Consider the following 24,923-nt stretch of genomic DNA (forward strand, 5'->3'; position numbering starts at 1 on the left):
ACATTCCGAGTGCACCTGAAACCACTGTGGGAGCTTGCCTGCAAGCGATTGCTCTCTGACATTCAACATGGATATCGCTTGATCCGACGCTTTCGCGAGCAAGCTCGCTCCCACAGGTTTCGGCTGTGTTAACACACTCTGTGGATGACTACTGCCCCTGTGGGAGCGAGCTTGCTCGCGAAGGCTGAGTATCAGATTACTGTGGGAGCTTGCCTGCGAGCGATGGGGCCATGGGTGTCGCCGCAGGAAAACCGAGGCGGAATACGGTCATGACGCCGGGCAAGCTCTTCACCTCCGCCACGCCCTGATGCAGGCTCATGATCGAGCGCACGATTGCCAGTCCCAGCCCGGTGCTGCCCTGTGAACGCGAGCGGGCGCTGTCGACGCGGTAGAAGCGGTCGAACAGGTGCGGCAGGTGTTGCGCCTCGATGCCGGCGCCGGGATTGCTCACCAGCAGTGACGCTTGCGTCGCGCCTTGCTCGATCAGCAAGGTGATGGTTTTGCCATTCGGGGAATGGCGCAGCGCGTTGGACAGCAGATTGGAAATCGCCCGCTGAATCATCAGCCGATCGCCCAACACCGATGCGCTGCCAACAACATTCAAATGAATCTGCTTGTCCTGCGCCGCCAGCGAAAACATCTCCGCGACCTTCGCCGCTTCCGCCTCCAGCGCCACCGATTCAAACGGCGCCAGTGCCGACGGATGACTAACCTGCGCCAAAAACAGCATGTCGGAAACAATCCGCGCCACGCGCTCCAGCTCTTCGGTGCAGGACACCAGCACATCCTGGTATTCCTCGCTCGTGCGCTCGCGCGACAGCGTCACCTGGGCCTTGCCCATCAGGTTATTGATCGGGGTGCGCAGTTCATGCGCAAGGTCATCGGAGAACTGTGACAACTGCTGCACCCCGGCATCGAGGCGATGCAGCATGAAGTTGATGCCCTGCGCCAGTTCGCTCAACTCCTGCGGCATGTTCACCACCGACAGCCGATGCTCCAGGTCCTGCGTCGAGACCATCGCCGCCACTTTGCGAAACTCGCGCAGCGGCGCCAATCCACGCTGCACCGCGCCCCACGCGGTGAGGCCGATGAACACCAGCAACAGCGGCAGGGCAATCAGCGTCGAGCGCAGATAGGCGCTGAGCAAAGCCTGATCATGGGCGTTGTCCATCGACAGCAGCACCGGCACGCTGCTGCCATCCTTGAGGCGAATCAGCTTCGACGCGGTGAGGAACTTCGCACCTTCGGCATCGCTGCTGTCGCTGTAGGTCAGTTGATCGGTGGTCCCGCGAACAGCTCTGAGTTCCACCCGTGGATCGGTCAGACCCGTGCCGGATTTGAGCAGCGGCGAACGCAGATTCGAGCGCTCGTAAATCGTCAGCGTCAGGTTGTCATGGCCCATGACCTGATCGAGCAGAATGTGCGGCTTGCCACTGACTTCATTGGCATCGGCGTACAGCGACAGGCTGTGCTCGACCTGTGCCATCTTCTTTTGCAGGCTGTCGCGGGACAGCGCATTCAGCTCATGGGTCAGGGCGAAGTACGCGAGGATCGCCAGAAATACCACCAACAGCGCGCCGAGAATACTCACGGTCAAACCAAGGCGCATCGACAGGCTGGCCGGCTTCATTCCCGCGCCTCCAGCACGTAGCCGACACCGCGCAGGGTGTGGATCAGCTTGTTGTCGAACGGGTCATCGATCTTCGCCCGCAAGCGCCTGATCGAGACTTCGACCACGTTGGTGTCGCAGTCGAAATTCATGTCCCACACCAGCGAGATGATTTGCGTACGGGTCAGCACCTCGCCGGACTGGCGCATCAGCAGGTGCAGCAGGGCGAATTCCTTGGTGGTCAGGTCAATACGCTGCTCGCCGCGAAATGCGCGATGACGCCCGGGATCGAGTTCCAGATCGGCGACTTTCAGCACCTGCGGCAGCGGGATGTTTTCACTGCGGCGCATCAGGGTACGCACCCGCGCCAGCAGTTCGGGAAACTCGAACGGCTTGACCAGATAGTCGTCGGCGCCCAGATCCAGACCGCGAATCTTGTCCGCCAGCCGCCCGCGCGCGGTGAGCATCATTACCCGCGTCGAGTGGGTGCGGCGCAGTTGCTCCAGCACGCCCCAGCCGTCCAGTTCCGGCAGGTTCACGTCGAGAATAATCAGGTCATACGCCTGCTGTTGCGCCAGATGCAAGCCATCGGCGCCAGTGGCGGCGTGGTCAACGATATAACCACTTTCGGTCAAACCCTGATGCAAGTATTCGGCAGCTTTAAGCTCGTCCTCGACGACAAGGATTCGCATGATCTATCACCACTTTTATTTAAGGGATATTTAATTAAGGTGGCCGGGAGTTATGGTTTTTGTAAGGTCTTCCGGACGCTGTTCAATAACTGAATGACGCACACGGTAAAGGCTGTAGTGGCTACAGGGTCAATCTCGGAGGCCTTTAAAACGGCCATCCGCGACAGCCTGTCGCAGCCTGAATGCCCCAGCAGACATGTATTGCATTCAGGCAAGTGCTGTTCAGCAGATAACTACCGAGTATTTGTTTCCATGTATTGCGGCAAAGCCGTTTGCACTTCGCATCCTAGAACAAAACAACTTTGCTGAACCGTGGATAACGGATTTGTAATGTTCCAGTCACCTTGTCGATAAGTTCAAAACCCTAACGTGGCGGCATCGAAAAATCCTGAATCAAAGGAAGTCCTCCATTGCCCGGTCTAATTGAACTGACGGCGCGATCACGCCTGAAAAAAGCTGCCAGCGGCCTCTTGTTGCTGGTTGGCAGCAGCTTGGCCAGCGCATCGACCCTGACACTGGATCAGGCGCTGCAAAGTGCCTTCGCCGGCAACCCCGATCTCGCCGCCGCGCAGTGGGAAATCGGCATTGCCCAGGGCGATCGGCAACAGGCCGGGCTGATCCCCAATCCCGAGGTGTCGTGGGAGGCCGAAGACACCCGGCGCGACTCGCGCACCACTACGGTGATGCTCAGCCAGCCGATTGAACTGGGCGGCAAACGCGGTGCGCGCATTGATGTCGCCAGCCGTGCGCAGGACGCCGCCGGCATCGAACTGGAGCGCAAGCGCAATGCCTTGCGCGCCGATGTGATTCAGGCGTTCAACAGCGCGCAAACCGCGCAGCAACGCTTGCAGCTGTCGCGTCAGTCACTGCAACTGGCCGAGCACGGTTTGCGCGTCGCTCAGGGGCGGATCGAGGCCGGCAAATCATCGCCGGTCGAGGGCACGCGAGCACAGGTGCAGCTCTCGGAAGTGCGCCTGGAGGTGAACCGCGCCGAGCGCGATCAGGCCAACGCCTATCAGCAACTGGCGCAGGTCATGGGCGCACCGTTGCCGACCTCGACCAACGTCCAGGCCGCCACGCAAAACCTCGCCACGCTGCCGCCGCCCGGCCGTTTGTTCGAGCGTCTGAACCAGACCGCCGAGCTGCGTCTGGCGAAACTGCAGATCGATCAGCGCGAAGCCTCGTTGGGCCTGGAAAAGTCCCAGCGCATTCCTGATTTGACCGTGAGCATCGGCAGCCAGTACAGCGAAACCGAGCGCGAGCGGGTCAACGTGGTCGGGCTGTCGATGCCGATTCCGCTGTTCAACCGCAATCAGGGCAATGTGCTCGCCGCCGCACGGCGCAGCGATCAGGCGCGGGATCTACGCAACGCCACCGAGCTGCGTTTGCGCACCGAAGTCCAGACCAGCCTTGAGCAATGGCAGACCGCCAACGGCGAAGTCAACGCGTTCAACCAGACCATCCTGCCTGCCGCACAAAGTGCAGTGGACAGCGCCACCCGTGGTTTCGAAATGGGCAAGTTCGCTTTCCTCGACGTACTCGACGCCCAGCGCACCTTGATTGCCGCGCGCAGCCAATACATCCAGGCCGTCAGCGAGGCGACCGACGCCCGCGTGCGCCTCGAACGGATCTTCGGCGACCTCAGCGTCAGCCCTTGAATTTCACTTTTCAGACAACTGCGCGATGGCACGGCGCAGAGGAGTTTCCATGGATAAAAAACTGATGGTGGTCGCGGTGGCGACCTTGGCGCTCGGCATTGGCATCGGTTCGATGTGGCCGGCCAATTCAAATATCGACGCGCATGCCGATGAGGCTGCTGAACACGCCGATCATGCTGAAGAAGGTGCAGCGGCTGACCATGCCGAAGAAGGCCACATCGAATTGAGCACTGAGCAGGTCGCGGCGGCGGGCATTCAACTGGCCGAGGCGCGGGCGCAGAGCATCAGTCTCGGCCTGTCGTTCCCCGGCGAAGTGCGTTTCGATGAGGACCGCACGGCGCATGTCGTGCCGCGCGTGCCGGGGGTGGTCGAGTCGGTCGCGGTCAACCTCGGGCAAACCGTGAAGAAGGGCCAGTTGCTGGCGGTGATCGCCAGTCAGCAGATCTCCGATCAGCGCAGCGAACAGGCCGCCGCGCAACGTCGCTTGGCGTTGGCGCGCACTACCTACGAACGCGAAAAGAAGTTGTGGCAGGACAAGATCTCCGCCGAGCAGGATTTCCTCCAGGCGAAGCAGGCGTTGGAAGAGGCGGAAATCGCCATGAACAACGCTCGGCAAAAAATCAGCGTGCTCAGCGGCAGCGTGGTCGCCACCGGCGGCAATCGCTACGAACTGCGTGCGCCGTTCGACGGCGTGGTGGTGGAAAAACACCTGACGCCGGGCGAGGTGGTCGATGAAACCACCGCCGCGTTCACCCTTTCGGACTTGTCCCGGGTGTGGGTGACCTTCGGCGTTTCACCCAAGGATCTGACCCAGGTGCAGGTGGGCAGACCGGTCACCGTGAGCGCGCCAGAACTGAAAGCCGAAGTGAGCGGCAGCGTGGCTTACGTCGGCAGTCTGCTCGGCGAACAGACCCGCACCGCGACCGTGCGCGTGACCCTGGAAAACCCGCAGGGCTCATGGCGTCCAGGGCTGTTCGTCACCGCACTGGTCGCCACCGAGAGCCGCCAGGCCAAAGTCGCCGTGCCGGAAACCGCGATCCAGACCGTCGAGGACAAAACCACGGTATTCGTCCGAACCGACGACGGCTTCAAGGCGCAGGCGGTGGAGCTGGGCAGCCGCGCCGCCGGCCACGTCGAAGTCACCCAAGGCCTGGAGCCGGGCGTGCAAGTCGCCAGCGCCGGCAGCTTCGTCCTCAAGTCGGAGCTGGGCAAAGCCTCAGCCGAGCACAGTCATTAATTCTGGAAGGTCCCCATGTTCGAACGCCTGATCCAGTTTGCCATCGAGCAGCGCATCATCGTGCTGCTCGCCGTTCTGCTCATGGCCGGCCTCGGCATCGCCAGTTATCAGAAACTGCCGATCGACGCCGTGCCCGACATCACCAACGTCCAGGTGCAGATCAACACCGGCGCCGCCGGGTTCTCACCGCTGGAAACCGAGCAGCGCATCACTTTCCCGATTGAAACCGCGATGGCCGGTTTGCCGGCGCTGGAGCAGACCCGTTCGCTGTCGCGTTCGGGGCTGTCGCAAGTGACGGTGATCTTCAAGGACGGCACCGACCTGTTCTTCGCTCGCCAACTGGTCAACGAGCGTCTGCAGATCGCCAAGGAGCAATTGCCCGAAGGCGCGGAAGCCGTGATGGGGCCGATCTCCACCGGCCTCGGTGAAATCTTTCTGTGGACGGTCGAGGCGAAGGAGGGCGCGTTGAAGGACGACGGCACAACCTACACGCCGACCGATCTGCGAGTGATTCAGGACTGGATCATCAAGCCGCAATTGCGCAACGTACCGGGCGTCGCCGAGATCAACACCATTGGTGGCTTTGCCAAGGAATACCAGATCGCGCCGGACCCGAAACGCCTCGCCGCGTACAAGCTCACGCTTACCGATCTGATCACCGCGCTGGAGCGCAACAACGCCAACGTCGGCGCCGGCTACATCGAGCGCAGCGGCGAGCAGTTGCTGATCCGCGCGCCGGGGCAAGTGGCGAGTACTGAGGACATCGCCAACATCGTCATGGCCAATGTCGACGGCACGCCGATCCGGGTGAAGAACGTCGCCACGGTGGAAATCGGCCGCGAACTGCGCAGCGGCGCAGCCACGGAAAACGGTCGGGAAGTGGTGCTCGGTACCGTGTTCATGCTGATTGGCGAGAACAGCCGCACGGTCTCGCAAGCGGTCGCGAGCAAGCTCGAACAGATCAACAAATCCCTGCCGCAAGGCGTGATCGCCGTGCCGGTGTACGACCGCACGCACCTGGTCGACAAAGCCATCGCCACAGTGAAAAAGAACCTGATCGAAGGCGCGATTCTGGTGATCGCGATTCTGTTCCTGTTCCTCGGCAACATCCGCGCCGCGCTGATCACGGCGATGGTGATTCCGCTGTCGATGCTGTTCACCTTCACCGGCATGTTCAGCAACAAGGTCAGCGCCAACCTGATGAGCCTCGGCGCGCTGGACTTCGGCATCATCGTCGACGGCGCGGTGGTGATCGTCGAAAACACCCTGCGTCGTCTGGCGCATGCGCAGCAACATCACGGGCGTTTGTTGACCCGTGCCGAGCGTTTCAAGGAAGTCTTCGCCGCGGCGAAAGAGGCGCGGCGACCGCTGATTTTCGGCCAGTTGATCATCATGGTGGTGTACCTGCCGATCTTCGCCCTGAGCGGCGTCGAAGGGAAAATGTTCCACCCGATGGCGTTCACCGTGGTGATCGCGTTGCTCGGTGCGATGTTGTTGTCGGTGACCTTCGTGCCGGCGGCGATTGCGCTGTTCGTGACTGGCAAGGTCAAGGAAGAAGAGGGCGCGGTGATGCGCGGCGCACGTCGCGTATATGCGCCGGCGTTGGCCTGGGTCATGGCGCATCGCGCGGTGGCCGTGGGCGCGGCGTTGGGGGTGATCTTGCTCAGCGGCGTACTCACCAGTCGCATGGGCAGCGAGTTTGTGCCGAGCCTCAGTGAAGGCGATTTCGCCCTGCAAGCGTTGCGCGTACCGGGCACCAGCCTGACGCAATCGGTGGATATGCAGCAGCGTTTGGAGACGCTGATCCTGGCCAAAGTACCGGAGGTTGAACGGGTGTTCGCCCGCACCGGCACGGCGGAAATCGCCTCCGATCCTATGCCGCCGAACATCTCCGACAGCTACGTGATGCTCAAACCGAAGGATCAATGGCCAGACCCGAACAAGTCCCGCGAAACCCTGATGGCCGAGCTACAAGCCGCTGCCGCGACGCTGCCGGGCAGCAACTATGAACTGTCGCAGCCGATCCAGTTGCGCTTCAACGAACTGATCTCCGGTGTGCGCAGCGATGTCGCGGTGAAGGTGTTCGGCGATGACATGGACGTGCTCAACGCCACGGCGGCGAAGATCGCGGCGGCGATGCAAAAGGTCAACGGCGCCTCTGAAGTGAAAGTCGAGCAGACCACCGGGTTGCCGGTGCTGACCATCAACATCGACCGCGACAAGGCGGCGCGTTACGGGCTCAACGTCGGTGATGTACAGGACACCATCGCTGTGGCAGTGGGCGGGCGTCAGGCCGGCACCTTGTACGAGGGCGATCGGCGCTTCGACATGGTGGTGCGTTTGTCCGACGCCATGCGCAAGGACATCGACGGCTTGTCGGCGTTGCTGATTCCGGTGCCGGCGTTGAGCGGTGCGGCGAATCAGATCGGGTTTATCGCGCTGAAGGACGTCGCCAGCCTCGATCTGGTGCTCGGGCCAAACCAGGTCAGCCGCGAAAACGGCAAGCGCCTGGTGATCGTCAGCGCCAACGTGCGCGGGCGCGATATCGGCTCGTTCGTCAGCGAGGCCGGTGCGCTGATCGAGCGCGAGGTGCAGGTGCCGGCCGGTTACTGGACCAGTTGGGGCGGGCAGTTCGAGCAACTGCAATCGGCGGCCAAGCGCTTGCAGATTGTGGTGCCGGTGGCGTTGCTGCTGGTGTTCGGGTTGCTGTTCATGATGTTCAACAACCTCAAGGACGGCTTGCTGGTGTTTACCGGGATTCCGTTTGCCTTGACTGGCGGGGTGATGGCGCTGTGGTTGCGGGATATTCCGCTGTCGATTTCCGCAGGCGTGGGGTTTATCGCGTTGTCCGGGGTGGCGGTGCTCAATGGGCTGGTGATGATCGCGTTCATTCGCAATTTGCGTGAGGAGGGGCGTTCGCTCACGGAGGCGATCAATGTCGGCGCGTTGACGCGGTTGCGGCCGGTGTTGATGACGGCGTTGGTGGCGTCGCTGGGGTTTATTCCGATGGCGCTGGCAACCGGCACCGGTGCCGAAGTGCAGCGGCCGCTGGCGACGGTGGTGATCGGCGGGATTCTGTCCTCGACGATCCTCACGCTTCTGATATTGCCCGCGCTGTACCAGATCGCCCATCGCCGGGATGAGGACACCGGCCCGTCTGAATAGGTAATCCCTTGTGGGAGCGGGCTTGCTCGCGAAGAGGCCGTGTCAGTCGACATCAATGTTGGATGACACACCGCTTTCGCGAGCAAGCCCGCTCCCACATGGGTTCCGTGCACTGATCGGGCAGATAACGGATATGTAATTCCCCCGCCACCGTCACGAAAGGTGCGCCTTGTTACCTTGATCCCGTCAGCTACTTAAACGAGGAATCAACCATGAAATTCGCCCAACTGAGCACCTTCGCAGCCGCCCTGATGCTGTCGTCCCTGGCCATGGCCGAAGGCGGCGGTGACCGCACCTTCGATCGGATGATGACCGCCAATGACCGTTCCATGGAGCTGTTCGTCGCCAAGGAACAGGCCCGCGACCCGGTCGTCGTCAACGAGAAAAAAGACGCCAACACCAAAGACCTGTAAGCCCGGCGTACTGGAACAAGCCCGTTGTCGTGTGCCGATGCCGGGTTTTTTTTACGGAGGAGTAAACATGCAGTTGATCAAATGGATGACCTTCGCCGGCGTCATGGCGATGTCGGTAAATGCACTGGCTGAAGGCGGCGGCGATCGCACTTTCGAGCGTGCGTTCAGCGCCAACGCCAAAGCCATGGAGCAATACGCCGCCGAGCAGGGCAAAGCGGCGCCGGTGGTCAAGGAATACGAATACGGCATGAAGCTCGACGTGGTGAAAATCGTCAGCGTGGTGAAGCCGCAGCCGGCTTGCTCGGTGGTGCCGACGGCCATGACCTACGAAGACTCGCAAGGGCAACTCAATACGCTCAAGTACAGCGTGGCAGGCGTGTGCCGCAACAGCGGTGGCTAATTGCTGCAGCATGAGCCCGCATTGAGACATTGATTCGACGGAATACAGTTACACGGTGCTGAGAGGTTTTTGGCATATATACAACTTCAATTGAGCCTAAAAAACTGTCAACTCTGACAGTTGCCCCCATGTCTGATCGCACCAAGAGTGAGAGCGGCATAAACAACTTCAATCACTCTGCATTTAGAAGGCAATCTTATGGGCACCCAAGTAGATAAGTGCAATGACTCCAATTTCGAATCCATCGTTCTACAAAACTCCACGCCTGCCTTGGCGATGTTCTACGCGACGTGGAACGGTGCTTCAAGAGGCATGGCTATCACGTTCAGGCAGGCAGCCCTCCGTTATTCAGCCGATGTGAGCTTCGTCATGTTGGATATAGAGGAAAGCCCTCAAATGGCTCAGAGATTTGAGGTCACTAACGTTCCTACAGTTTGCTTGTTCAAGAATGGCAAAGTGGTAGCGACGCTAGGGCTCGCTGACGAAGCTCAATTAACTGCCTTTATTGATGGGAATATTTAGCGCACAAAAAGTAATTGGTGGGCGAATTTCTCGAGGGCCGCGATTAAAGCGGCTCTTGCGCGTTCAGTATTTCATTTCGTGATGTTTAAAACTGTGTGGGAAAAACTGAACCTTCCCACAATGTTTTCAGGTTGTCCGTCGGACGTCCGCTCTCTAGCCTGTGTAGGTCGCTGCCAAATCAGCGATCGGGATTGGAACCCCTCGGCTTAACTGAAGCAAAACGCACCGTTCATGACGTATGCTTGCGCACTTTCATGTGTGCACTCCGTTATGGCGGCTGTGCGCGGGAGACTTCGAGTCTGTCGGGTTTTGCTCAGTTGCCCGGGTTCCAACCTGCGTACAGCTGCCACCCCTTCGCGTGGAACCGAAAGGGCCAGCTCCACCGTCAAGCTGAGTGAAAACACTATGAAAAAGCCAACACCCAATCCGCCCGAAGCGAACGCTGCTGCAGACCCCGATCCAACATCCCCCTACGCCGCCATCGACACCCACAAACTCCACGAAGCTGCCGAGCGCGCCCTCGACTACTACCTCAAGCCCGCAGCGCCCATCATGGCCACGCCTTACACGGCCAACGCGCTGTTCCTGGTCAACCCCAACGCCGACACCGAATCCCTGCTGGCCAACGCCTGCGAATCCCTGGCCTCGGCCACGGTGATGCTCGGCGACTTCGCCGCGTTGCTGGAGGGCACGCATCGCAAGACGCTGCTCGGCATCGCGCAGGTGGTCATGCTCGGTGAACTGGCGGTGAACAAAGCGCTGGATAACGTGGAAGTCGCGACGTAGGCGAAGGTCCTTTGACGAGGATCTTTTTCTCGCCAGACCTGAATAAAATGACCGTGTATCTGAAAGCTATACGCGTATATGCATTAGCTACACGGTCGGTATAGAATCGACTCCGAAGTCGCTCTCATGGCTTCGCACCTCAAACGTTAGATCTCACGTTAAGAGCATGGCCTAAACCTCTCCGGGCCACTCAAGGAGTCAGAAAATGAAAAATAAACAAAAGCTGATGTGCTAACGCCATAAGGAGGCTCCAGCTCCAACATCACCTACCCAGATGGGAAACAGAACAATGTCCACAACTGAAAGCGTTGAAAAATCCAAACCCGTTCCAATCAACATGAGAGCGGACGAAAAGAAACGTAATCTGATCGATTTGGCAGCCGCCATGTCTGGTCGTGATCGCACAAGTTTTATCCTGGAAGCTGCCTGCCAAAAAGCTGAAGAGGTGATTCTGGATAAACGACTGTTCCTTCTCGACGACAGCGCATTTGACGCATTCGAACAGGCTATTGAAGCCAATCCGGCTCGAGGTAACGAATGCCTGCACCAACTGCTCGCTCGTCCAAAACGTTGGAGTTGACCGCGCCCGAGAAGCTCAACGACCAACACGAACTTGATGCCTTCGATTCTGGTGAGGTGACCATTGACCAATACCTGCAGAGGAAGGCGCGAAAAGCCCAATCCACCAAGCAGGCTGTTGTGTACGTCAGTTGCCTCAAAGGCACGTCGAATGTGATGGCCTACTACACGCTATCCAGCGGATCAGTCGCCCGCGCCAGCGTCATGCCGAAAAGCCGTCAACGCAACTCGCCTAGTGTCCATCCGGTAACTCTATTGGGACGTATGGGCGTAACACGGGAAGCTCAGGGCCAGGGCTTCGCCATCGATTTACTGCAAGATGCGATTGAAAGAGCTCTCAACGCGTCTCAGTCGATCGGATCCAGCGCGATAATTGTTCATCCCTTGAATGATCGGCTGTCGAGCTTTTATATCAAGTACGCGGGATTCATTCCGTGCCCCGACATTTCCCCTATAACACTGATGCTGCCTTTACGCTAAAAGCTTGGATTAATCAGCTATCCGCCAGGTTGTCTCGATAGCGGGTTGATTATGTCGCGACCGCAGAGCAAAAAAGGCGCCCCGAAGGGCGCCAAAAAATTCACCTCTGACCAAAGGAGCAAGGAGCTTCTAAAGGTGAATGGTATTGCTCGGGGAAACTCAGAGAATCGCCAACGGATACTCGACGATCACCCGCACTTCATCCAGATCCGACTCGAACGCCGTGGCGCGGGTAGTGGCTTGGCGCAAGCGCAGTGACAGGTCTTTCATCGAGCCGCTTTGCACCACGTATTTGACTTCGATATCACGCTCCCAACGTTTCTGATCGGTCAGCGGATTGCCCTCGGCATCGCGGCGCATGTACACGGCGTTAGCCTTTGAATAGTCAGCGTCGGTGCCACGTGCGTAACGGGTCATGAACGACAGACCGGGTATGCCGTAAGTGCTCATGTCGAGGTCATAACGCACCATCCACGAACGTTCTTTCGGCGAGTTGAAGTCGCTGTACTGGATCGAGTTGTCGAGGAAGATCGAGTCCGACTGACGCAGGTAATCGAAGTCGTCGTTGCCGTTGTTGCGTTGGTGGGAGAGGGCGACGGAGTGCGCGCCGAGTTTCACGCCTACGCGGCCGCTCCAGATGTTGTTGTCGAATTCGCCGAGCAGTTGTTTGCCTTCATCGACTGCCTTGTAATAGTTCAGGCCGCCGAACAGCGACAGGTCATCCGACAGTGGATAGGTCCATGCGGTGCCGGCGTAATACTGGTTCCAGGCATCTTTCAGGCGACTGGAGTACAGGCTGAAACTGAGGTTTTTGTTCAGCACATAATCACCGCCGCCGTAAGCGATCCACGGCGAATTGACCGGGCCTGCGTAGAAGGTCGCGAAGTTCTCGCGCATGTCGCTCGACACCGGCTGGCTCATCGCGTGCAACCGACCGCCCTGCACCGACAGACCTTCAATGCTGGTGTTGCTTGCCGTCACCCCGCGAAAGCTTTCCGGCAGCAAGCGCGAGTCACCCGCCGCGACCACCGGATTGGCCGGGAACACATCGCCAACCTTGACCACCGTATCGAACGCCCGAATTTTCGCAGCGCCACCGACTTTGCTGTATTCGTCCCGTGCTTCGCCGTCGCTGTTGACCGGCAACACATCGAACGAACTGCGCCCGCCGTTGCGCCCGTCACCGGTATCGAGCTTCAGACCGATCATCGCAAACGCATCGACTCCAACCCCGACGGTGCCTTGGGTGAAACCGGATTCGAACTTGCTGATCACGGCATGCGACCAGGCTTCGGAATAACCGTTGCCGGTCGGGCTGGACTGGCCGTTGCGATGATCACGATTGAAGTAGAAGTTGCGGTTGAGCAGCGTCAGGCTGCTGCCCTCGACAAAGCCTTCAGGCTTGTCTTCTGCAAACACCATGGACGGCCCGGCGCCGACCACCACCGCTAAAGCGGCCATCGACATTTTTGTATTGTTAACCATCAAACACTCCTTGGGTTCGGCAGAACGGGAACGTGCGTCGGCGTGGTTTTATTGTTCGACGGGCAAAGGCCCGCCGGCATTGGTCGCCGGGTCACATCGTTGCAAGCTGCGGATAACGCCAAGGTGATGGGGGAATTACAATTTCGTCATGTGGCTGGAATGAAAACCCTGTATCAGGTCAGGGCTGCGAGTTGTTCGATTGTCTGTGGAAAACGCTCGACCAGACGGATCAGGGTTGTGGCCTGAGCATTGGGCGTTGCTCGTCCTTGCTCCCAGTTTTCGAGCGTTCGCGTGTTGGTGCGTAGATACATCGCGAATACTGACCGAGAGAGATTAAGTTGCTGACGGATGGCTACCACTTCCTCAGCAGTGATCGGCATCAGTTTTGGTAGCTGAACCTTGTGGGTACGCAAGGTGATTTTGCCTTGGCGTTCATTGGCCAGTGCTTCCAGTCCATCCATCAGTTCGGAAAAAATGTCACGTTTCATAGTGGCTTCTCGCGTTGAGTTCTCTATCCAGTGTTTTTCTGAAAAGTTTTTTCTGGGCAGGCGTCAAATCGTCCTGCTCGTTTTTGTTGTAGACGGTAAAGAGCCAGAACTGATCGAAGCCTGACCACCAGTAATAAATCACTCGTAATCCGCTGCGCTTGCCTTTCCCTCTTCGTTGGTCGCTAAAGCGAATTTTACGAAGCCCGCCTGTGTCCTCGATGAGATCGCCCGCTTCCGGATTTTTCAGCAACTCCAATTGAAAGCTGCGAAAGAGATCGTCATCCAGATAGTCGTCTCGGTGCTTCTGAAATACAGGTAATTCGATAAATAGAGCATCCATGTTCTGTACGTTACCTACGTATAGTGTTGTCTCGATAATCGAATCGGTCAAGGCTTCCTGGCCTTGCTTTTCGTCCCTTTTTCAACGGTAGACGCCGGTCGTAAAAACACCTGTAGGACGAATCGACGAGTGTGGTGAGAACGTTCGATTGAGTAGCGAGGAGGCTTGGCAATTGACGTGTCGGAACAATCCGCAGCACTATCGCCCCATGACTGTCCAACTTCGAATGACCATTATGTGCTCCTCCATGACCGCTTCCGGCGGGCCATGAGGTCATACGTGTTTGTCATTTGACGTGTTACCCAAAGCCCCGCCAGCAATGGACGGGGCTTTTTCATGCCCCGTCCGCACATGGCTCAAGGAGAGAGAAATGTTCGACATCAGAAGAGCTACCCCGGACGATGCCCAGATTGCCTTCGATATCCGGCGACTAGCGATTCGGCATCAGTGCATTGGTGCCTATAGCGAGCAGCAAATGCTCGATTGGACCAAAGGAGCGGCCGAAGACGGCTACGACGTGCTGATGGAGAGACACTTCTATCTGGGCTGCATTGAGGGTGAAGCCGTAGCGACCGGCATGCTCGATCTGGATTACCGTGAAATCGGCGCGATCTTCATTTGCCCGGATTTCATGCAGCGCGGGCTGGGTAAGCGTGTTCTGTACTTTCTCGAAGATTTGGCGCGGGATCTCGGGCTGACAGAGGTCTGTCTGGACGCGACGTTGAATGCGGTCAACTTTTACCGGCGCTGCGGTTACATCGGGGAGGAAAGTGCGGTTTATCAATCGCCTTCTGGCCTGCAACTGGCCTGCGTGCCAATGGTGAAGACATTGGGATGAAGATCAAAAGATCGCAGCCTGCGGCAGCTCCTACAGGGGAGTTGTGTAGGAGCTGCCGAAGGCTGCGATCTTTTGACGTTAAATCCCGCAAAAACAAAAACGGCACCCGAAGGTGCCGTTTTCATTTGTAGCCAGCCGAGCAATCAGCCCGCCAGACCCGCCTGCTGAACCAAGGTCAGCAATGGCTGCGGGTACACACCGAGGAAGAACGCGACCACGGCGATAGCCAGCAGCATTACACCGCCTGCCTTCTGTTCCCAGTGCAGCTGGGCGTCGTGGCGGCGCAGGTTCGGTTCGATCAGGTACAGGGTGACCATCACGCGCAGGTAGTAGAACACGCCGATGGCGCTGCCCAGTACCAGGGAACCGACCAGCCACCATTGGTGCGACTCGACACCGGTGGCGATGATGTAGAACTTGCCGATGAAGCCAGCGGTCAGCGGGATACCGGCCAGGGACAGCATCATCACGGTCAGTACGGCGGTCAGGTACGGACGGCGCCAGAACAGGCCGCGGTACTCGTACAGGGCGTCGGCGTCACGACCGTTGTACGGCGAGGACATCAGGGTGATCACGCCGAAGGCGCCGAGGCTGGTGATCACATAAGTCACCAGGTACACGCCGATGGCTTCCACCGCCAGACCCTTGCTCGCCACCAGCGCGATCAGCAGGTAGCCGAAGTGCGCGATGGACGAGTAACCGAGCAGACGCTTGAGGTTGCTCTGGGTCAGGGCCAGCAGGTTACCGAAAAGGATCGAGGCGACGGCGATCACGCTCAGTACGTCGCTCAGCACGCCACTGCTCGCGGCAGGGGAGATCTGGAACAGACGCACCATCACCGCAAACACGGCAACCTTCGACGCCGTGGCAAGGAACGCGGCGACCGGTGCCGGAGCACCTTCGTAGACGTCCGGCGTCCACAGGTGGAACGGTACCAGCGACAGCTTGAACGCCAGACCGATCAGCATCATGCCCAGACCCAACTGCGCCAGCGAGCTCGGCAGGTTGGTGGTAGCCAGGGCCTGACCGATACCGACGAAGCTCAGGGTGCCGGCGTCAGCGTAGAGCAGGGCCATACCGAACAACAGGAACGCGGAACCGGCGGCCGACAGCACCATGTACTTGATGCCGGCTTCCAGCGAACGCTTGTTGAAGAAGGCGTAAGCGACCAGACCGTAGACCGGCACCGACAGCAGTTCCAGACCGATGAACAAACCGGCCAGGTGCTGCGCGCTGACCAGAACCAGACCACCGGCGGCGGCCATCAGGATCAGCAGGTACAGTTCTTCACGGTTGCCCGGGTAACCCGAACCGCCATCGCCGAGGTAGGCGTGGGCGAGGGTTACACAAGCGAGGGTGGCGACCAGGATCAGCGCCATGTACAGGCAGGCGAAGGTGTCGATCTGCAGCAACGGGGTCACGGCCAGAGGCGCGACTTTCAGGGCTGGCAGGATCGACAGCAAGGCCAGGTTCAGACCGGCGACCGAGATCAGGAAGGTCTGCGAGTGGTTGCGGCGCCAGGCGATTGCCAGCATCACCACGATAATGGTGAGGCTGGTGATCAACAGTGGCGCAAGCGCAATAAAGTGTTGAATCGTGAATTCCATAGCGCTCTTACCGGGCCGAAGCGAGTTGAGTGAAGGCGGTGCCGAGCCACTGCTGCACGCCATGCATCGTGGCGGCGGAAGTGTCGAGGAACGGTTGCGGGTAGACGCCGAGGTAAATCAGCAGCACCGCAAGGCCCAGCACCATGGTCAGTTCGCGACCGTCCATGCCGTGCAGGATCGAATCCGATTTCGACGGACCGAAGTAGGCACGGTGGATCATGATCAGCGAGTAGACCGAACCGAACACCAGACCGGAGGTGGCAATCGCGGTGATCCATGGCGCGCTGGCGAAGGAACCGATCAGGATCAGGAACTCGCCGACGAAGTTACCGGTACCCGGCAAGCCCAGCGACGCGGCGGCGAAGAACAGGCTGATCGCCGGCAGGTAAGCGATACGCGACCACAGACCGCCCATCTCACGCATGTCACGGGTATGCAGACGCTCGTACAGCTGGCCGCTGAGGATAAACAGTGCCGCGGCCGACAGACCGTGCGCCAGCATCTGGATCACTGCACCTTGCAGCGCCAGTTGGCTGCCGGAGTAGATGCCGATCAACACGAAGCCCATGTGGGAAACGGACGAGAAGGCGATCAGACGCTTGATGTCGGTTTGCGCGAACGCCAGGAATGCACCGTAGAAGATCCCGATCAGACCGAGGGTCATGGCGATCGGCGCGAATTCGGCCGAGGCATTCGGGAACAGCGGCAGGGCGAAACGCAGCAGGCCGTAGGCCGCGGTTTTCAGCAGGATACCGGCGAGGTCGACGGAACCGGCGGTCGGCGCCTGGGCGTGGGCATCAGGCAACCAAGAGTGGAACGGTACAACTGGCAGCTTGACCGCGAAGGCGATGAAGAAGCCGAGCATCAGAATGTACTCGGTGGTCATCGACATCTTGGTCTTCAACAGATCGGCGTAGTTGAAAGTAATCACGCCGGTGTTGTTGAAGTTGACCAGCACCAGACCGAGGATCGCCACCAGCATGATCAGGCCGGAAGCCTGAGTGAAGATGAAGAACTTGGTCGCGGCGTAGATCCGGGTTTTCTTGCCGTCCGAAGAACTGTGACCCCAGAGCGCGATGAGGAAGTACATCGGCACCAGCATCATTTCCCAGAAGAAGAAGAACATGAACAGGTCGAGGGCGAGGAACACGCCGACAACGCCGCCCAGGATCCACATCAGGTTCAGGTGGAAGAAGCCAACGTGACGCTGGATCTCTTTCCACGAGCAGAGTACCGAGAGGATACCCAGCAGACCGGTCAGCAGGATCATCAACAGCGACAGGCCGTCGAGGGCCAGGTGCACGTTGATGCCGAAGCGCTGGATCCAGACGTGTTTGAACTCAAGCGCCCAGGTCGGATCGGCACCAGGCGCCGGCGCAAATGAATAGTCACCGTGGGCCCACAGCCAGAGGCCGAGGGCGAGTTCCAGGGTCATGGTCAACAGCGCAATCCAGCGGGGGAGGGTAGCGCCGAAGCGCTCACCCATCCAGCACAGCAGGCCGCCGATGAAGGGGATCAGGATTAGCCAAGGCAGAATCATGACGGGCTCGTTTCCTTTCGCAAATTCGCAAGGTTCATATCAGACCGCTACCAGCACGATGGCGCCGATTACCAGCACGGCACCAGCAGCCATCGAGGCGGCATACCAACGCAGTTGACCGGTCTCGGTACGGCTCAGGGCGGTGTGACCACCCTTGGCCATACGCGGGATCAGACCGATGGTCTGGTCGAGCGGGTCTCTGCGCAGTACATGGCTGATCGCAAGGTACGGCTTGACGAACAGTTTGTCGTAGATCCAGTCGAAGCCCCAGGCAGCGAACCACCAGGCCGAAAGGAAACGGCCGATGCCGCTGTTGGCGATCGCCGTCACGAAGCGACGCTTGCCGAGGAACAGCAGGGCCGCCAGCAGGATACCGGCCAGAGCGATGGCGCCCGAGGCGATTTCCAGACTGTGCTTGGCTTCGCCACCGGCATGGCCAACGCTTTCCGGCAGTACGCCGTGCAGCGGTGGGACGATCATGGCGCCGACGAAAGTCGACAGCACGATCAGCACCGACAGCGGCAGCCAGTGAGCGATGCCGTGACCGGCGTGGGCTTCAGTCTTGGCTTCACCGTGGAACGTGATGAAGATCAGGCGGAAGGTGTACAGCGAAGTCATGAACGCGCCGACCAGACCTGCGTAAAGCAGACCGTGGTTGCCGCTGGCGAACGCTTCCCAGAGGATTTCGTCCTTGGAGTAGAAACCGGCGGTGACCAGTGGCAGGGCGGCCAGTGCAGCACCACCGACGATGAAGCTGGCGTAGGCCAGTGGCAGTTTTTTCCACAGACCGCCCATCTTGAAGATGTTCTGCTCGTGGTGGCAGGCAACGATCACCGCACCGGAAGCAAGGAACAGCAGGGCCTTGAAGAAGGCGTGGGTCATCAGGTGGAAAATCGCGCCATCCCAGGCGCCAACGCCCAGCGCCAGGAACATGTAGCCGATCTGGCTCATGGTCGAGTAGGCGAGGATACGTTTGATATCGGTTTGTACCAGTGCGGCGAAACCTGCGAGAACCAGCGTCACACCGCCAACGATGCCGACCAGGTGCAGGATTTCCGGCGCCAGGGTGAACAGGCCGTGGGTACGGGCGATCAGGTAGACACCGGCGGTCACCATGGTTGCAGCGTGGATCAGTGCCGACACCGGGGTCGGGCCCGCCATCGCATCCGCGAGCCAGGTTTGCAGCGGCAGTTGCGCCGATTTACCGACCGCACCACCCAGCAGCATCAGGGTCGCCAGGGTGATCCAGAAGTCGCCGACCTGGAATTTCTGCGGTGCCAGCACCAGCAGTTCCTGGATGTTCAGCGTGCCCACTTGCTGGAACAGGATGAACAGGCCGATGGCCATGAACACGTCGCCGATCCGGGTCACGATGAAGGCTTTGAGTGCGGCGTTACCGTTGTTGCGGTTGCTGTAGTAGAAACCGATCAACAGGTACGAGCACAGGCCCACGCCTTCCCAGCCGAAGTACAGGAACAACAGGTTATCGCCGAGGACCAGGAACAGCATGCTGGCGATAAACAGGTTGGTGTACGAGAAGAAGCGCGAGTAGCCCGCTTCGCCGCGCATGTACCAGGACGCGAACAGGTGGATCAGGAAACCGACACCTACCACCACGCCGAGCATGGTGATCGACAGGCCGTCGATGTAGAGGGCGAAGTCAGGCTTGAAGCCTTCGACCGCCATCCACTTCCACAGTACCAGGGTGTAGTGACCGCCCTCGGGAGGCGCGACGTTGAATTGCCAGATGACGTAGGCGGCGACAATCGCCGACAAGCCAATGGAACCCACGCCGATCAGCGCCGAGAGGTTTTCCGACCAGCGTCCACGGGAGAACGACAGCAGCAGGAAACCGATCAGAGGGAATACAAAAGTCAGAAAGATTAGGTTCATCCGCGCATCTCACTGGCAGCGTCGATATCGAGCGTGTGGAAGCGGCGATACAGTTGCAGCAGGATCGCCAGACCAATACTGGCCTCGGCGGCTGCCAGGCTGATCACCAGGATGAACATGATCTGTCCATCCGGTTGCGCCCAGCGGGCGCCCGCAACGATGAAGGCCAGGGCAGAGGCGTTCATCATCACTTCCAGACTCATCAACACGAACAAAATGTTGCGGCGGACCATCAGGCCGACCAGACCAAGGCAGAACAGGATCCCGGCAACGGCCAATCCATGTTCGAGAGGGATAGCAGGCATGTCTTACTCCTTCGCCTCGTTACGGCCCAAATGGAACGCCGTGACGGCTGCGGCGAGCAGCAGCATCGAGGCGAGTTCGACCACCAGCAGGTACGGACCGAACAGGCTGATGCCCACGGCTTTCGCGTCTACGGTGGTGTGGCCGATGGCCTGACCGCTCTGGTGAGCGAACAGCACATACAGCAGTTCGGCCAGCAGCAGGGCGGCGAGAATCACTGGCCCCGCCCAGATACCGGGCTTGAGCCAGGTGCGTTCCTGCTGCACCGAGGCCGGGCCCAGGTTCAGCATCATCACCACGAACACGAACAGCACCATGATGGCGCCGGCGTAGGCGATCACTTCCAGCACGCCGGCGAACGGTGCGCCGAGGGCGAAGAAGGTCATGGCCACGGCGATCAACGAGATGATCAGGTAGAGCAGGGCGTGCACAGGGTTGGTGTTGGTGACCACACGAAGCGTGGACACAACCGCGATACCCGATGCGAAATAGAAAGCGAATTCCATCGTTCTTCCTTAAGGCAGCAAGCTCTTCACGTTGATCGGTTCGGCTTCGTTCTGTGCAGAGCCTTTCGGCTTGCCAGCGATTGCCATACCTGCAACACGATAGAAGTTGTAATCAGGGTTTTTGCCGGGGCCGGAGATCAAAAGATCTTCTTTCTCGTACACCAGGTCCTGACGTTTGAACTCGGCCATCTCGAAATCCGGGGTCAACTGGATTGCGGTGGTCGGACAGGCTTCCTCGCAGAGACCGCAGAAAATGCAGCGCGAGAAGTTGATACGGAAGAAGTCCGGGTACCAGCGACCGTCTTCGGTTTCAGCTTTCTGCAGCGAGATGCAACCTACCGGGCAAGCCACGGCGCACAGGTTGCAGGCTACGCAACGCTCTTCGCCATCGGGGTCACGGGTCAGGACGATGCGACCACGGTAGCGTGGCGGCAGGTAGACCGGCTCTTCCGGGTATTGCAGGGTGTCGCGCTTGCGAAAGCCATGGCCGAAGACCATGACCAGGCTGCGCAACTGGGTACCGGTACCCTTAACGATGTCGCCAATATATTTGAACATGGGTCAAATCCTCACTGAACCGCAACCGCAGGTGTGTTCCACAACACAACCGCAGCGGTTATCAGCAAATTGATCAGGGTCAGTGGCAGGCAGAATTTCCAGCTGAAATCCATCACCTGGTCATAACGCGGACGCGGAATGGAAGCGCGCAGCAGGATGAACAGCATGATGAAGAACGCGGTCTTCAGTGCGAACCAGACGAAGGACAGTTGCGGCAGGATGCCGAACGGACCGTGCCAGCCACCGAAGAACAGGGTGACCAGCAGCGCCGAGATCAGGATGATGCCGATGTATTCACCGACGAAGAACATGCCCCATTTCATACCGGCGTATTCAATGTGGTAACCGTCTGCCAGTTCCTGTTCCGCTTCCGGCTGGTCGAACGGGTGACGGTGAGTCACGGCGACGCCTGCGATGAAGAAGGTACAGAAGCCGAAGAACTGCGGAATGATGAACCACAGGTTCTGCGCCTGGTACTCGACGATGTCGCGCATGTTGAACGAGCCGACCTGCACCACGATGCCCATCAGGGCCAGGCCCATGAACACTTCGTAGGACACGGTCTGCGCCGAGGCACGCAAGCTGCCGAGCAGGGCGAACTTGTTGTTACTCGACCAGCCGGCGAACAGCACCGCGTAGACCGACAGACCAGCCATGGCGAAGAAGAACAGCAGGCCGATGTTCAGATCCGCGACGCCCCAGGTCGGGGTGATCGGGATGATCGCAAACGCGATCAGCAGGGCGGACATGGCCACCACCGGTGCCAGGGTGAAGATCACCTTGTCGGCAAACGGCGGGGTCCAGTCTTCCTTGAAGAACATCTTCAGCATGTCGGCGGCGATCTGGAACATGCCGAACGGGCCAACGCGGTTCGGACCGTAACGGTCCTGCCACCAGCCCAGCAGGCGACGTTCGACAAAGCTGAGCAACGCACCCGCGACCACAACGGCCAGCAGAATCACGATGGCTTTGATGACCGTCAGGATCACATCGATCACTTCAGGGGTGAACCAGGTCATTGCGCTGCCTCCTGCAGACCGTCGACGGACAGGCCGGCGAATGCCGGTGGAATGCCGGCGATGCCCGCAGGCAAGGCCACCAGACCAGCGCCCAGTTCTTCATTGATGCGCAGCGGCAGACGCAGGGTCTGGCCGGCCACGTTCAGGCTCAGCAGAGCACCGTCGTTGACGCCCAGGCGATCCGCTTCGGATTTGGCCAGCGCCACGTACGGAGCCGGGATGCGTTCCTGTACCGGTGCGGCTTTCGACGAGTTTTCGTCGCTGCCGAACAGGTGGTAGAACGGCACGGCCTGCCAGGTGCCCGGCGCCGGGTTGAAGGCGCGCGGAGCAGCAGCGAACCAGTTCAGCGAATCACCGGTGCCTTCGATCAGGCGGGTGCCCGGGTCGCCAGCACGCAGGTGACCACCGACTTCGTCCTGGAACTTGTTCCAGGCTTGTGGCGAGTTCCAGCCCGGCGACCAGGCAAACGGCACCTGCTGACGCGGTTCGGCCGAGCCCGAGTAACCTTCCATGGAGAAGGCGAACGCGGTGTCTTTGTCTTGCGGGGTGCGCGGTTCGTGAACGCTGATGTCGGCGCGCATCGCGGTGCGACCGGAATAACGCAGCGGCTCACGCGCCAGTTTCAGACCCTTGATGCGGAACGCGGCAGACGGCGCGGCATCGACGATACGCGCCAGTTGCTCGGTGCTCGATGCCACGGCAGCGGTGACGTGGTCGAGTTGCGTCCAGTCGATCGGTTGGTTCAGCAGGGTCGAGCGCAGGGCGTGCAGCCAGCGCCAGCCTTCGTGAACCAGGATGCTCGCATCCATGTATTGCGGATCGAAAACCTGGAAGAAGCGCTGGGCGCGACCTTCCTGACTGACCAGCGTACCGTCGCCTTCAGCGAAGCTCGCCGCTGGCAGAACCAGTTGCGCGCGCTCGGTGGTGGCGGTCTTCTGGTGGTCGGCAACGATCACTACTTTCGCAGCGTTCAGCGCGGCATCGACCTTGGCTTTCGAGGTGCGGGTGTACAGATCGTTTTCCAGCACGACGATGGCGTCGGCTTTGCCATCGATCACGGCTTGCAGCGCCGCGTCGACCGATTCGCCACCGAGCATGGCCAGGCCCAGGCTGTTGGCTTCCGGGACGATCAGGCTGATCGAACCGTTCTTCTCGCGCAGCTTCAGGGCTTTGGCGATGTTCGCCGCCGCTTCGATCAAGGCTTTGGAACCCAGCGAAGTACCGGCGATGATCAGCGGACGTTTGGCCGCGAGCAGGGCGTCAGCGATACGCTGAGCCAGTTCCAGTGCTTCGGCGTCCAGACCTTCAACGGCCGGGGCGCTGGCATCCAGTGCGTGAGCCACGGCGAAACCGATGCGCGCCAGATCGTCCGGAGCGGCGTGAACGCACTCTTCCGCGATGTCGTCGAGCTTGGTTTCCGCCAGGCTGGCGATGAACAGCGGGTTCAGTTCGTGCTGACCGATGTTCTTCACCGCGGCGTCGAGCCACGGCTGAACGCGCATGGCTTCGGCCATGTCTTCAGCTTTGCCCTTGACCGACTGACGCAGGGACAGCGCCATACGGGCGGCGGTCTGGGTCAGGTCTTCACCGAGGACGAACACGGCGTCGTGGTCTTCGATGTCGCGCATGTTCGGCACGGGCAGCGGGCTGTCCTTGAGCACTTGCAGGACCAGACGGATGCGCTCCAGTTCGGAGGCTTCGATACCGGAGTAGAAGTGCTCGGCGCCGACCAGTTCACGCAACGCGTAGTTGCTTTCGAGGCTGGCACGCGGCGAACCGATACCGACGATGTTGCGCCCGCGCAGCAGGTCAGCGGCTTTATCCAGCGCGGCATCCAGACCGAGCTTGGTGCCGTCGGCCAGCAGCGGCTGACGTGGACGGTCGGTGCGGTTGACGTAGCCATAACCGAAACGGCCACGGTCGCACAGGAAGTACTGGTTCACCGAGCCGTTGAAACGGTTTTCGATGCGACGCAGTTCGCCGTAACGCTCGCCCGGGGAGATGTTGCAGCCGCTGGAGCAGCCATGGCAGATGCTCGGCGAGAATTGCATGTCCCATTTACGGTTGTAGCGCTCGGAGTGAGTCTTGTCGGTGAACACACCGGTCGGGCAGACCTCGGTGAGGTTGCCGGAGAACTCGCTTTCGAGGGTGCCGTCTTCAACGCGACCGAAGTACACGTTGTCGTGGGCGCCGAATACACCGAGGTCGGTGCCGCCGGCGTAGTCCTTGTAGAAACGCACGCAGCGGTAGCAGGCGATGCAGCGGTTCATTTCGTGGGAAATGAACGGGCCCAGTTGCTGGTTCTGGTGGGTGCGTTTGGTGAAGCGATAACGGCGCTCGTTGTGGCCGGTCATCACCGTCATGTCTTGCAGGTGGCAGTGACCGCCTTCTTCGCACACAGGGCAGTCGTGCGGATGGTTGGTCATCAGCCATTCGACAACACTGGCGCGGAACGCCTTGGATTCTTCATCGTCGATGGAGATCCAGGTGTTGTCTGTGGCAGGGGTCATGCAGGACATGACGATGCGACCACGGGTGTCGTTCTCGTCGGTGTACTGCTTGACCGCGCACTGGCGGCAGGCCCCGACGCTACCAAGCGCGGGGTGCCAGCAGAAATAAGGGATGTCGAGGCCCAGCGACAGACATGCCTGTAACAGGTTGTCTGCCCCGTCGACTTCGAGCGCTTTGCCGTCTACGTGGATAGTGGCCATGGTTCAAAGGTCTTCGTTGGCCCGGTGTCAGCGGGCGTGGCTAATGGAATCTTGTTATCCGTCCGAATCCAGTCAGCCCCGAAAGGCGTCATCG

General features: G+C 59.7%; 23 protein-coding genes. 10 read left to right on the plus strand and 13 right to left on the minus strand.

The genetic code is table 11. The features are described from left to right. Window positions 1–196 precede the first annotated feature (196 nt). Window positions 197–1,630, minus strand: a complete 1,434-nt coding sequence (locus CKW11_RS19695; RefSeq protein ID WP_095138892.1) for a heavy metal sensor histidine kinase — start codon at window positions 1,628–1,630, stop codon at window positions 197–199. Continuing rightward, a complete protein-coding gene (locus tag CKW11_RS19700; RefSeq protein WP_007968802.1) occupies window positions 1,627–2,301 on the minus strand; it encodes a heavy metal response regulator transcription factor in 675 nt (224 codons plus the stop codon). Before CKW11_RS19700 ends, CKW11_RS19695 begins: the two co-directional genes overlap by 4 nt. 410 nt (window positions 2,302–2,711) lie before the next feature. On the opposite strand from CKW11_RS19700, the gene CKW11_RS19705 reads away from it, so the two are divergent. From CKW11_RS19705 to CKW11_RS19745, 9 genes are all read left to right on the plus strand, one after another. Further along, window positions 2,712–3,959, plus strand: a complete 1,248-nt coding sequence (locus CKW11_RS19705) for a TolC family protein (protein ID WP_095138894.1) — start codon at window positions 2,712–2,714, stop codon at window positions 3,957–3,959. Between the two features lie 49 nt (window positions 3,960–4,008). After that, the gene (locus CKW11_RS19710) at window positions 4,009–5,196 is read left to right on the plus strand and encodes an efflux RND transporter periplasmic adaptor subunit (protein ID WP_095138896.1); all 1,188 of its coding nucleotides are present in this window, start codon (window positions 4,009–4,011) and stop codon (window positions 5,194–5,196) included. 15 nt (window positions 5,197–5,211) lie between these two features. Then, complete coding sequence (locus CKW11_RS19715; protein ID WP_095138898.1) at window positions 5,212–8,361, plus strand: CusA/CzcA family heavy metal efflux RND transporter; 3,150 nt, start codon at window positions 5,212–5,214, stop codon at window positions 8,359–8,361. A gap of 212 nt (window positions 8,362–8,573) precedes the next feature. After that, entirely contained in the window at window positions 8,574–8,774 is a 201-nt protein-coding gene (locus CKW11_RS19720) for a co-regulatory protein PtrA N-terminal domain-containing protein (RefSeq protein WP_095138900.1), read from the plus strand. 67 nt (window positions 8,775–8,841) lie between these two features. Continuing rightward, window positions 8,842–9,174: a DUF2790 domain-containing protein gene (locus CKW11_RS19725; protein ID WP_095138902.1), complete on the plus strand. Its 333-nt coding sequence runs from the start codon at window positions 8,842–8,844 to the stop codon at window positions 9,172–9,174. A gap of 198 nt (window positions 9,175–9,372) precedes the next feature. Continuing rightward, the gene (locus CKW11_RS19730) at window positions 9,373–9,696 is read left to right on the plus strand and encodes a co-chaperone YbbN (protein ID WP_095138904.1); all 324 of its coding nucleotides are present in this window, start codon (window positions 9,373–9,375) and stop codon (window positions 9,694–9,696) included. A gap of 405 nt (window positions 9,697–10,101) precedes the next feature. Further along, window positions 10,102–10,482 carry a DUF6124 family protein gene (locus CKW11_RS19735; RefSeq protein WP_095138906.1) on the plus strand — a complete coding sequence of 127 codons (381 nt, stop codon included), beginning with the start codon at window positions 10,102–10,104 and terminating at the stop codon, window positions 10,480–10,482. A 289-nt stretch (window positions 10,483–10,771) separates the two neighbouring features. Then, window positions 10,772–11,062, plus strand: coding sequence for a DUF1778 domain-containing protein (locus tag CKW11_RS19740; RefSeq protein ID WP_041073246.1), 291 nt, complete (start codon window positions 10,772–10,774; stop codon window positions 11,060–11,062). Further along, window positions 11,020–11,541, plus strand: coding sequence for a hypothetical protein (locus CKW11_RS19745; RefSeq protein WP_052510612.1), 522 nt, complete (start codon window positions 11,020–11,022; stop codon window positions 11,539–11,541). The genes CKW11_RS19740 and CKW11_RS19745 overlap by 43 nt, the downstream gene beginning before the upstream one ends. A 159-nt stretch (window positions 11,542–11,700) precedes the next feature. Here the strand turns inward: CKW11_RS19745 and CKW11_RS19750 are convergent, their stop codons facing one another. From CKW11_RS19750 to CKW11_RS19760, 3 genes are all read right to left on the minus strand, one after another. Further along, on the minus strand, window positions 11,701–13,026 hold the full coding sequence (locus CKW11_RS19750) for an OprD family porin (protein ID WP_095138908.1): 1,326 nt from the start codon (window positions 13,024–13,026) through the stop codon (window positions 11,701–11,703). A gap of 173 nt (window positions 13,027–13,199) precedes the next feature. Further along, on the minus strand, window positions 13,200–13,514 hold the full coding sequence (locus CKW11_RS19755; RefSeq protein WP_095138915.1) for a DNA-binding transcriptional regulator: 315 nt from the start codon (window positions 13,512–13,514) through the stop codon (window positions 13,200–13,202). Next, on the minus strand, window positions 13,504–13,854 hold the full coding sequence (locus CKW11_RS19760; protein ID WP_007964869.1) for a toxin: 351 nt from the start codon (window positions 13,852–13,854) through the stop codon (window positions 13,504–13,506). The genes CKW11_RS19755 and CKW11_RS19760 overlap by 11 nt, the downstream gene beginning before the upstream one ends. 370 nt (window positions 13,855–14,224) lie before the next feature. Here CKW11_RS19760 and CKW11_RS19765 point away from each other — a divergent pair, with 370 nt between their 5' ends. After that, the gene (locus CKW11_RS19765) at window positions 14,225–14,692 is read left to right on the plus strand and encodes a GNAT family N-acetyltransferase (RefSeq protein WP_095138917.1); all 468 of its coding nucleotides are present in this window, start codon (window positions 14,225–14,227) and stop codon (window positions 14,690–14,692) included. A gap of 143 nt (window positions 14,693–14,835) precedes the next feature. On the opposite strand, the gene nuoN is transcribed toward CKW11_RS19765, so the two are convergent. Genes nuoN through nuoG form a run of 8 tightly spaced genes read right to left on the minus strand, consistent with a single transcriptional unit; the run spans window position 14,836 to window position 24,829 of the window. Beyond that, window positions 14,836–16,299, minus strand: coding sequence for an NADH-quinone oxidoreductase subunit NuoN (nuoN, locus tag CKW11_RS19770; protein WP_095138920.1), 1,464 nt, complete (start codon window positions 16,297–16,299; stop codon window positions 14,836–14,838). A 7-nt stretch (window positions 16,300–16,306) separates the two neighbouring features. Next, window positions 16,307–17,839: an NADH-quinone oxidoreductase subunit M gene (nuoM, locus tag CKW11_RS19775; protein ID WP_095138922.1), complete on the minus strand. Its 1,533-nt coding sequence runs from the start codon at window positions 17,837–17,839 to the stop codon at window positions 16,307–16,309. Window positions 17,840–17,878: 39 nt separating this feature from the next. After that, window positions 17,879–19,732 carry an NADH-quinone oxidoreductase subunit L gene (gene nuoL / locus CKW11_RS19780; protein ID WP_095138924.1) on the minus strand — a complete coding sequence of 618 codons (1,854 nt, stop codon included), beginning with the start codon at window positions 19,730–19,732 and terminating at the stop codon, window positions 17,879–17,881. Next, window positions 19,729–20,037, minus strand: a complete 309-nt coding sequence (gene nuoK / locus CKW11_RS19785; protein WP_003180046.1) for an NADH-quinone oxidoreductase subunit NuoK — start codon at window positions 20,035–20,037, stop codon at window positions 19,729–19,731. Before nuoK ends, nuoL begins: the two co-directional genes overlap by 4 nt. Window positions 20,038–20,040: 3 nt before the next feature. Beyond that, a complete protein-coding gene (nuoJ, locus tag CKW11_RS19790; protein ID WP_007951462.1) occupies window positions 20,041–20,541 on the minus strand; it encodes an NADH-quinone oxidoreductase subunit J in 501 nt (166 codons plus the stop codon). Window positions 20,542–20,550: 9 nt separating this feature from the next. Beyond that, window positions 20,551–21,099 carry an NADH-quinone oxidoreductase subunit NuoI gene (gene nuoI, locus CKW11_RS19795; RefSeq protein ID WP_003223795.1) on the minus strand — a complete coding sequence of 183 codons (549 nt, stop codon included), beginning with the start codon at window positions 21,097–21,099 and terminating at the stop codon, window positions 20,551–20,553. Window positions 21,100–21,110: 11 nt separating this feature from the next. Beyond that, complete coding sequence (gene nuoH, locus CKW11_RS19800; protein WP_007964859.1) at window positions 21,111–22,118, minus strand: NADH-quinone oxidoreductase subunit NuoH; 1,008 nt, start codon at window positions 22,116–22,118, stop codon at window positions 21,111–21,113. Then, the gene (gene nuoG, locus CKW11_RS19805) at window positions 22,115–24,829 is read right to left on the minus strand and encodes an NADH-quinone oxidoreductase subunit NuoG (RefSeq protein WP_095138926.1); all 2,715 of its coding nucleotides are present in this window, start codon (window positions 24,827–24,829) and stop codon (window positions 22,115–22,117) included. The genes nuoH and nuoG overlap by 4 nt, the downstream gene beginning before the upstream one ends. Window positions 24,830–24,923: the final 94 nt, after the last annotated feature.

This window comes from Pseudomonas sp. Irchel s3a10 (assembly GCF_900187525.1).
Lineage (GTDB): Bacteria > Pseudomonadota > Gammaproteobacteria > Pseudomonadales > Pseudomonadaceae > Aquipseudomonas > Aquipseudomonas koreensis_G.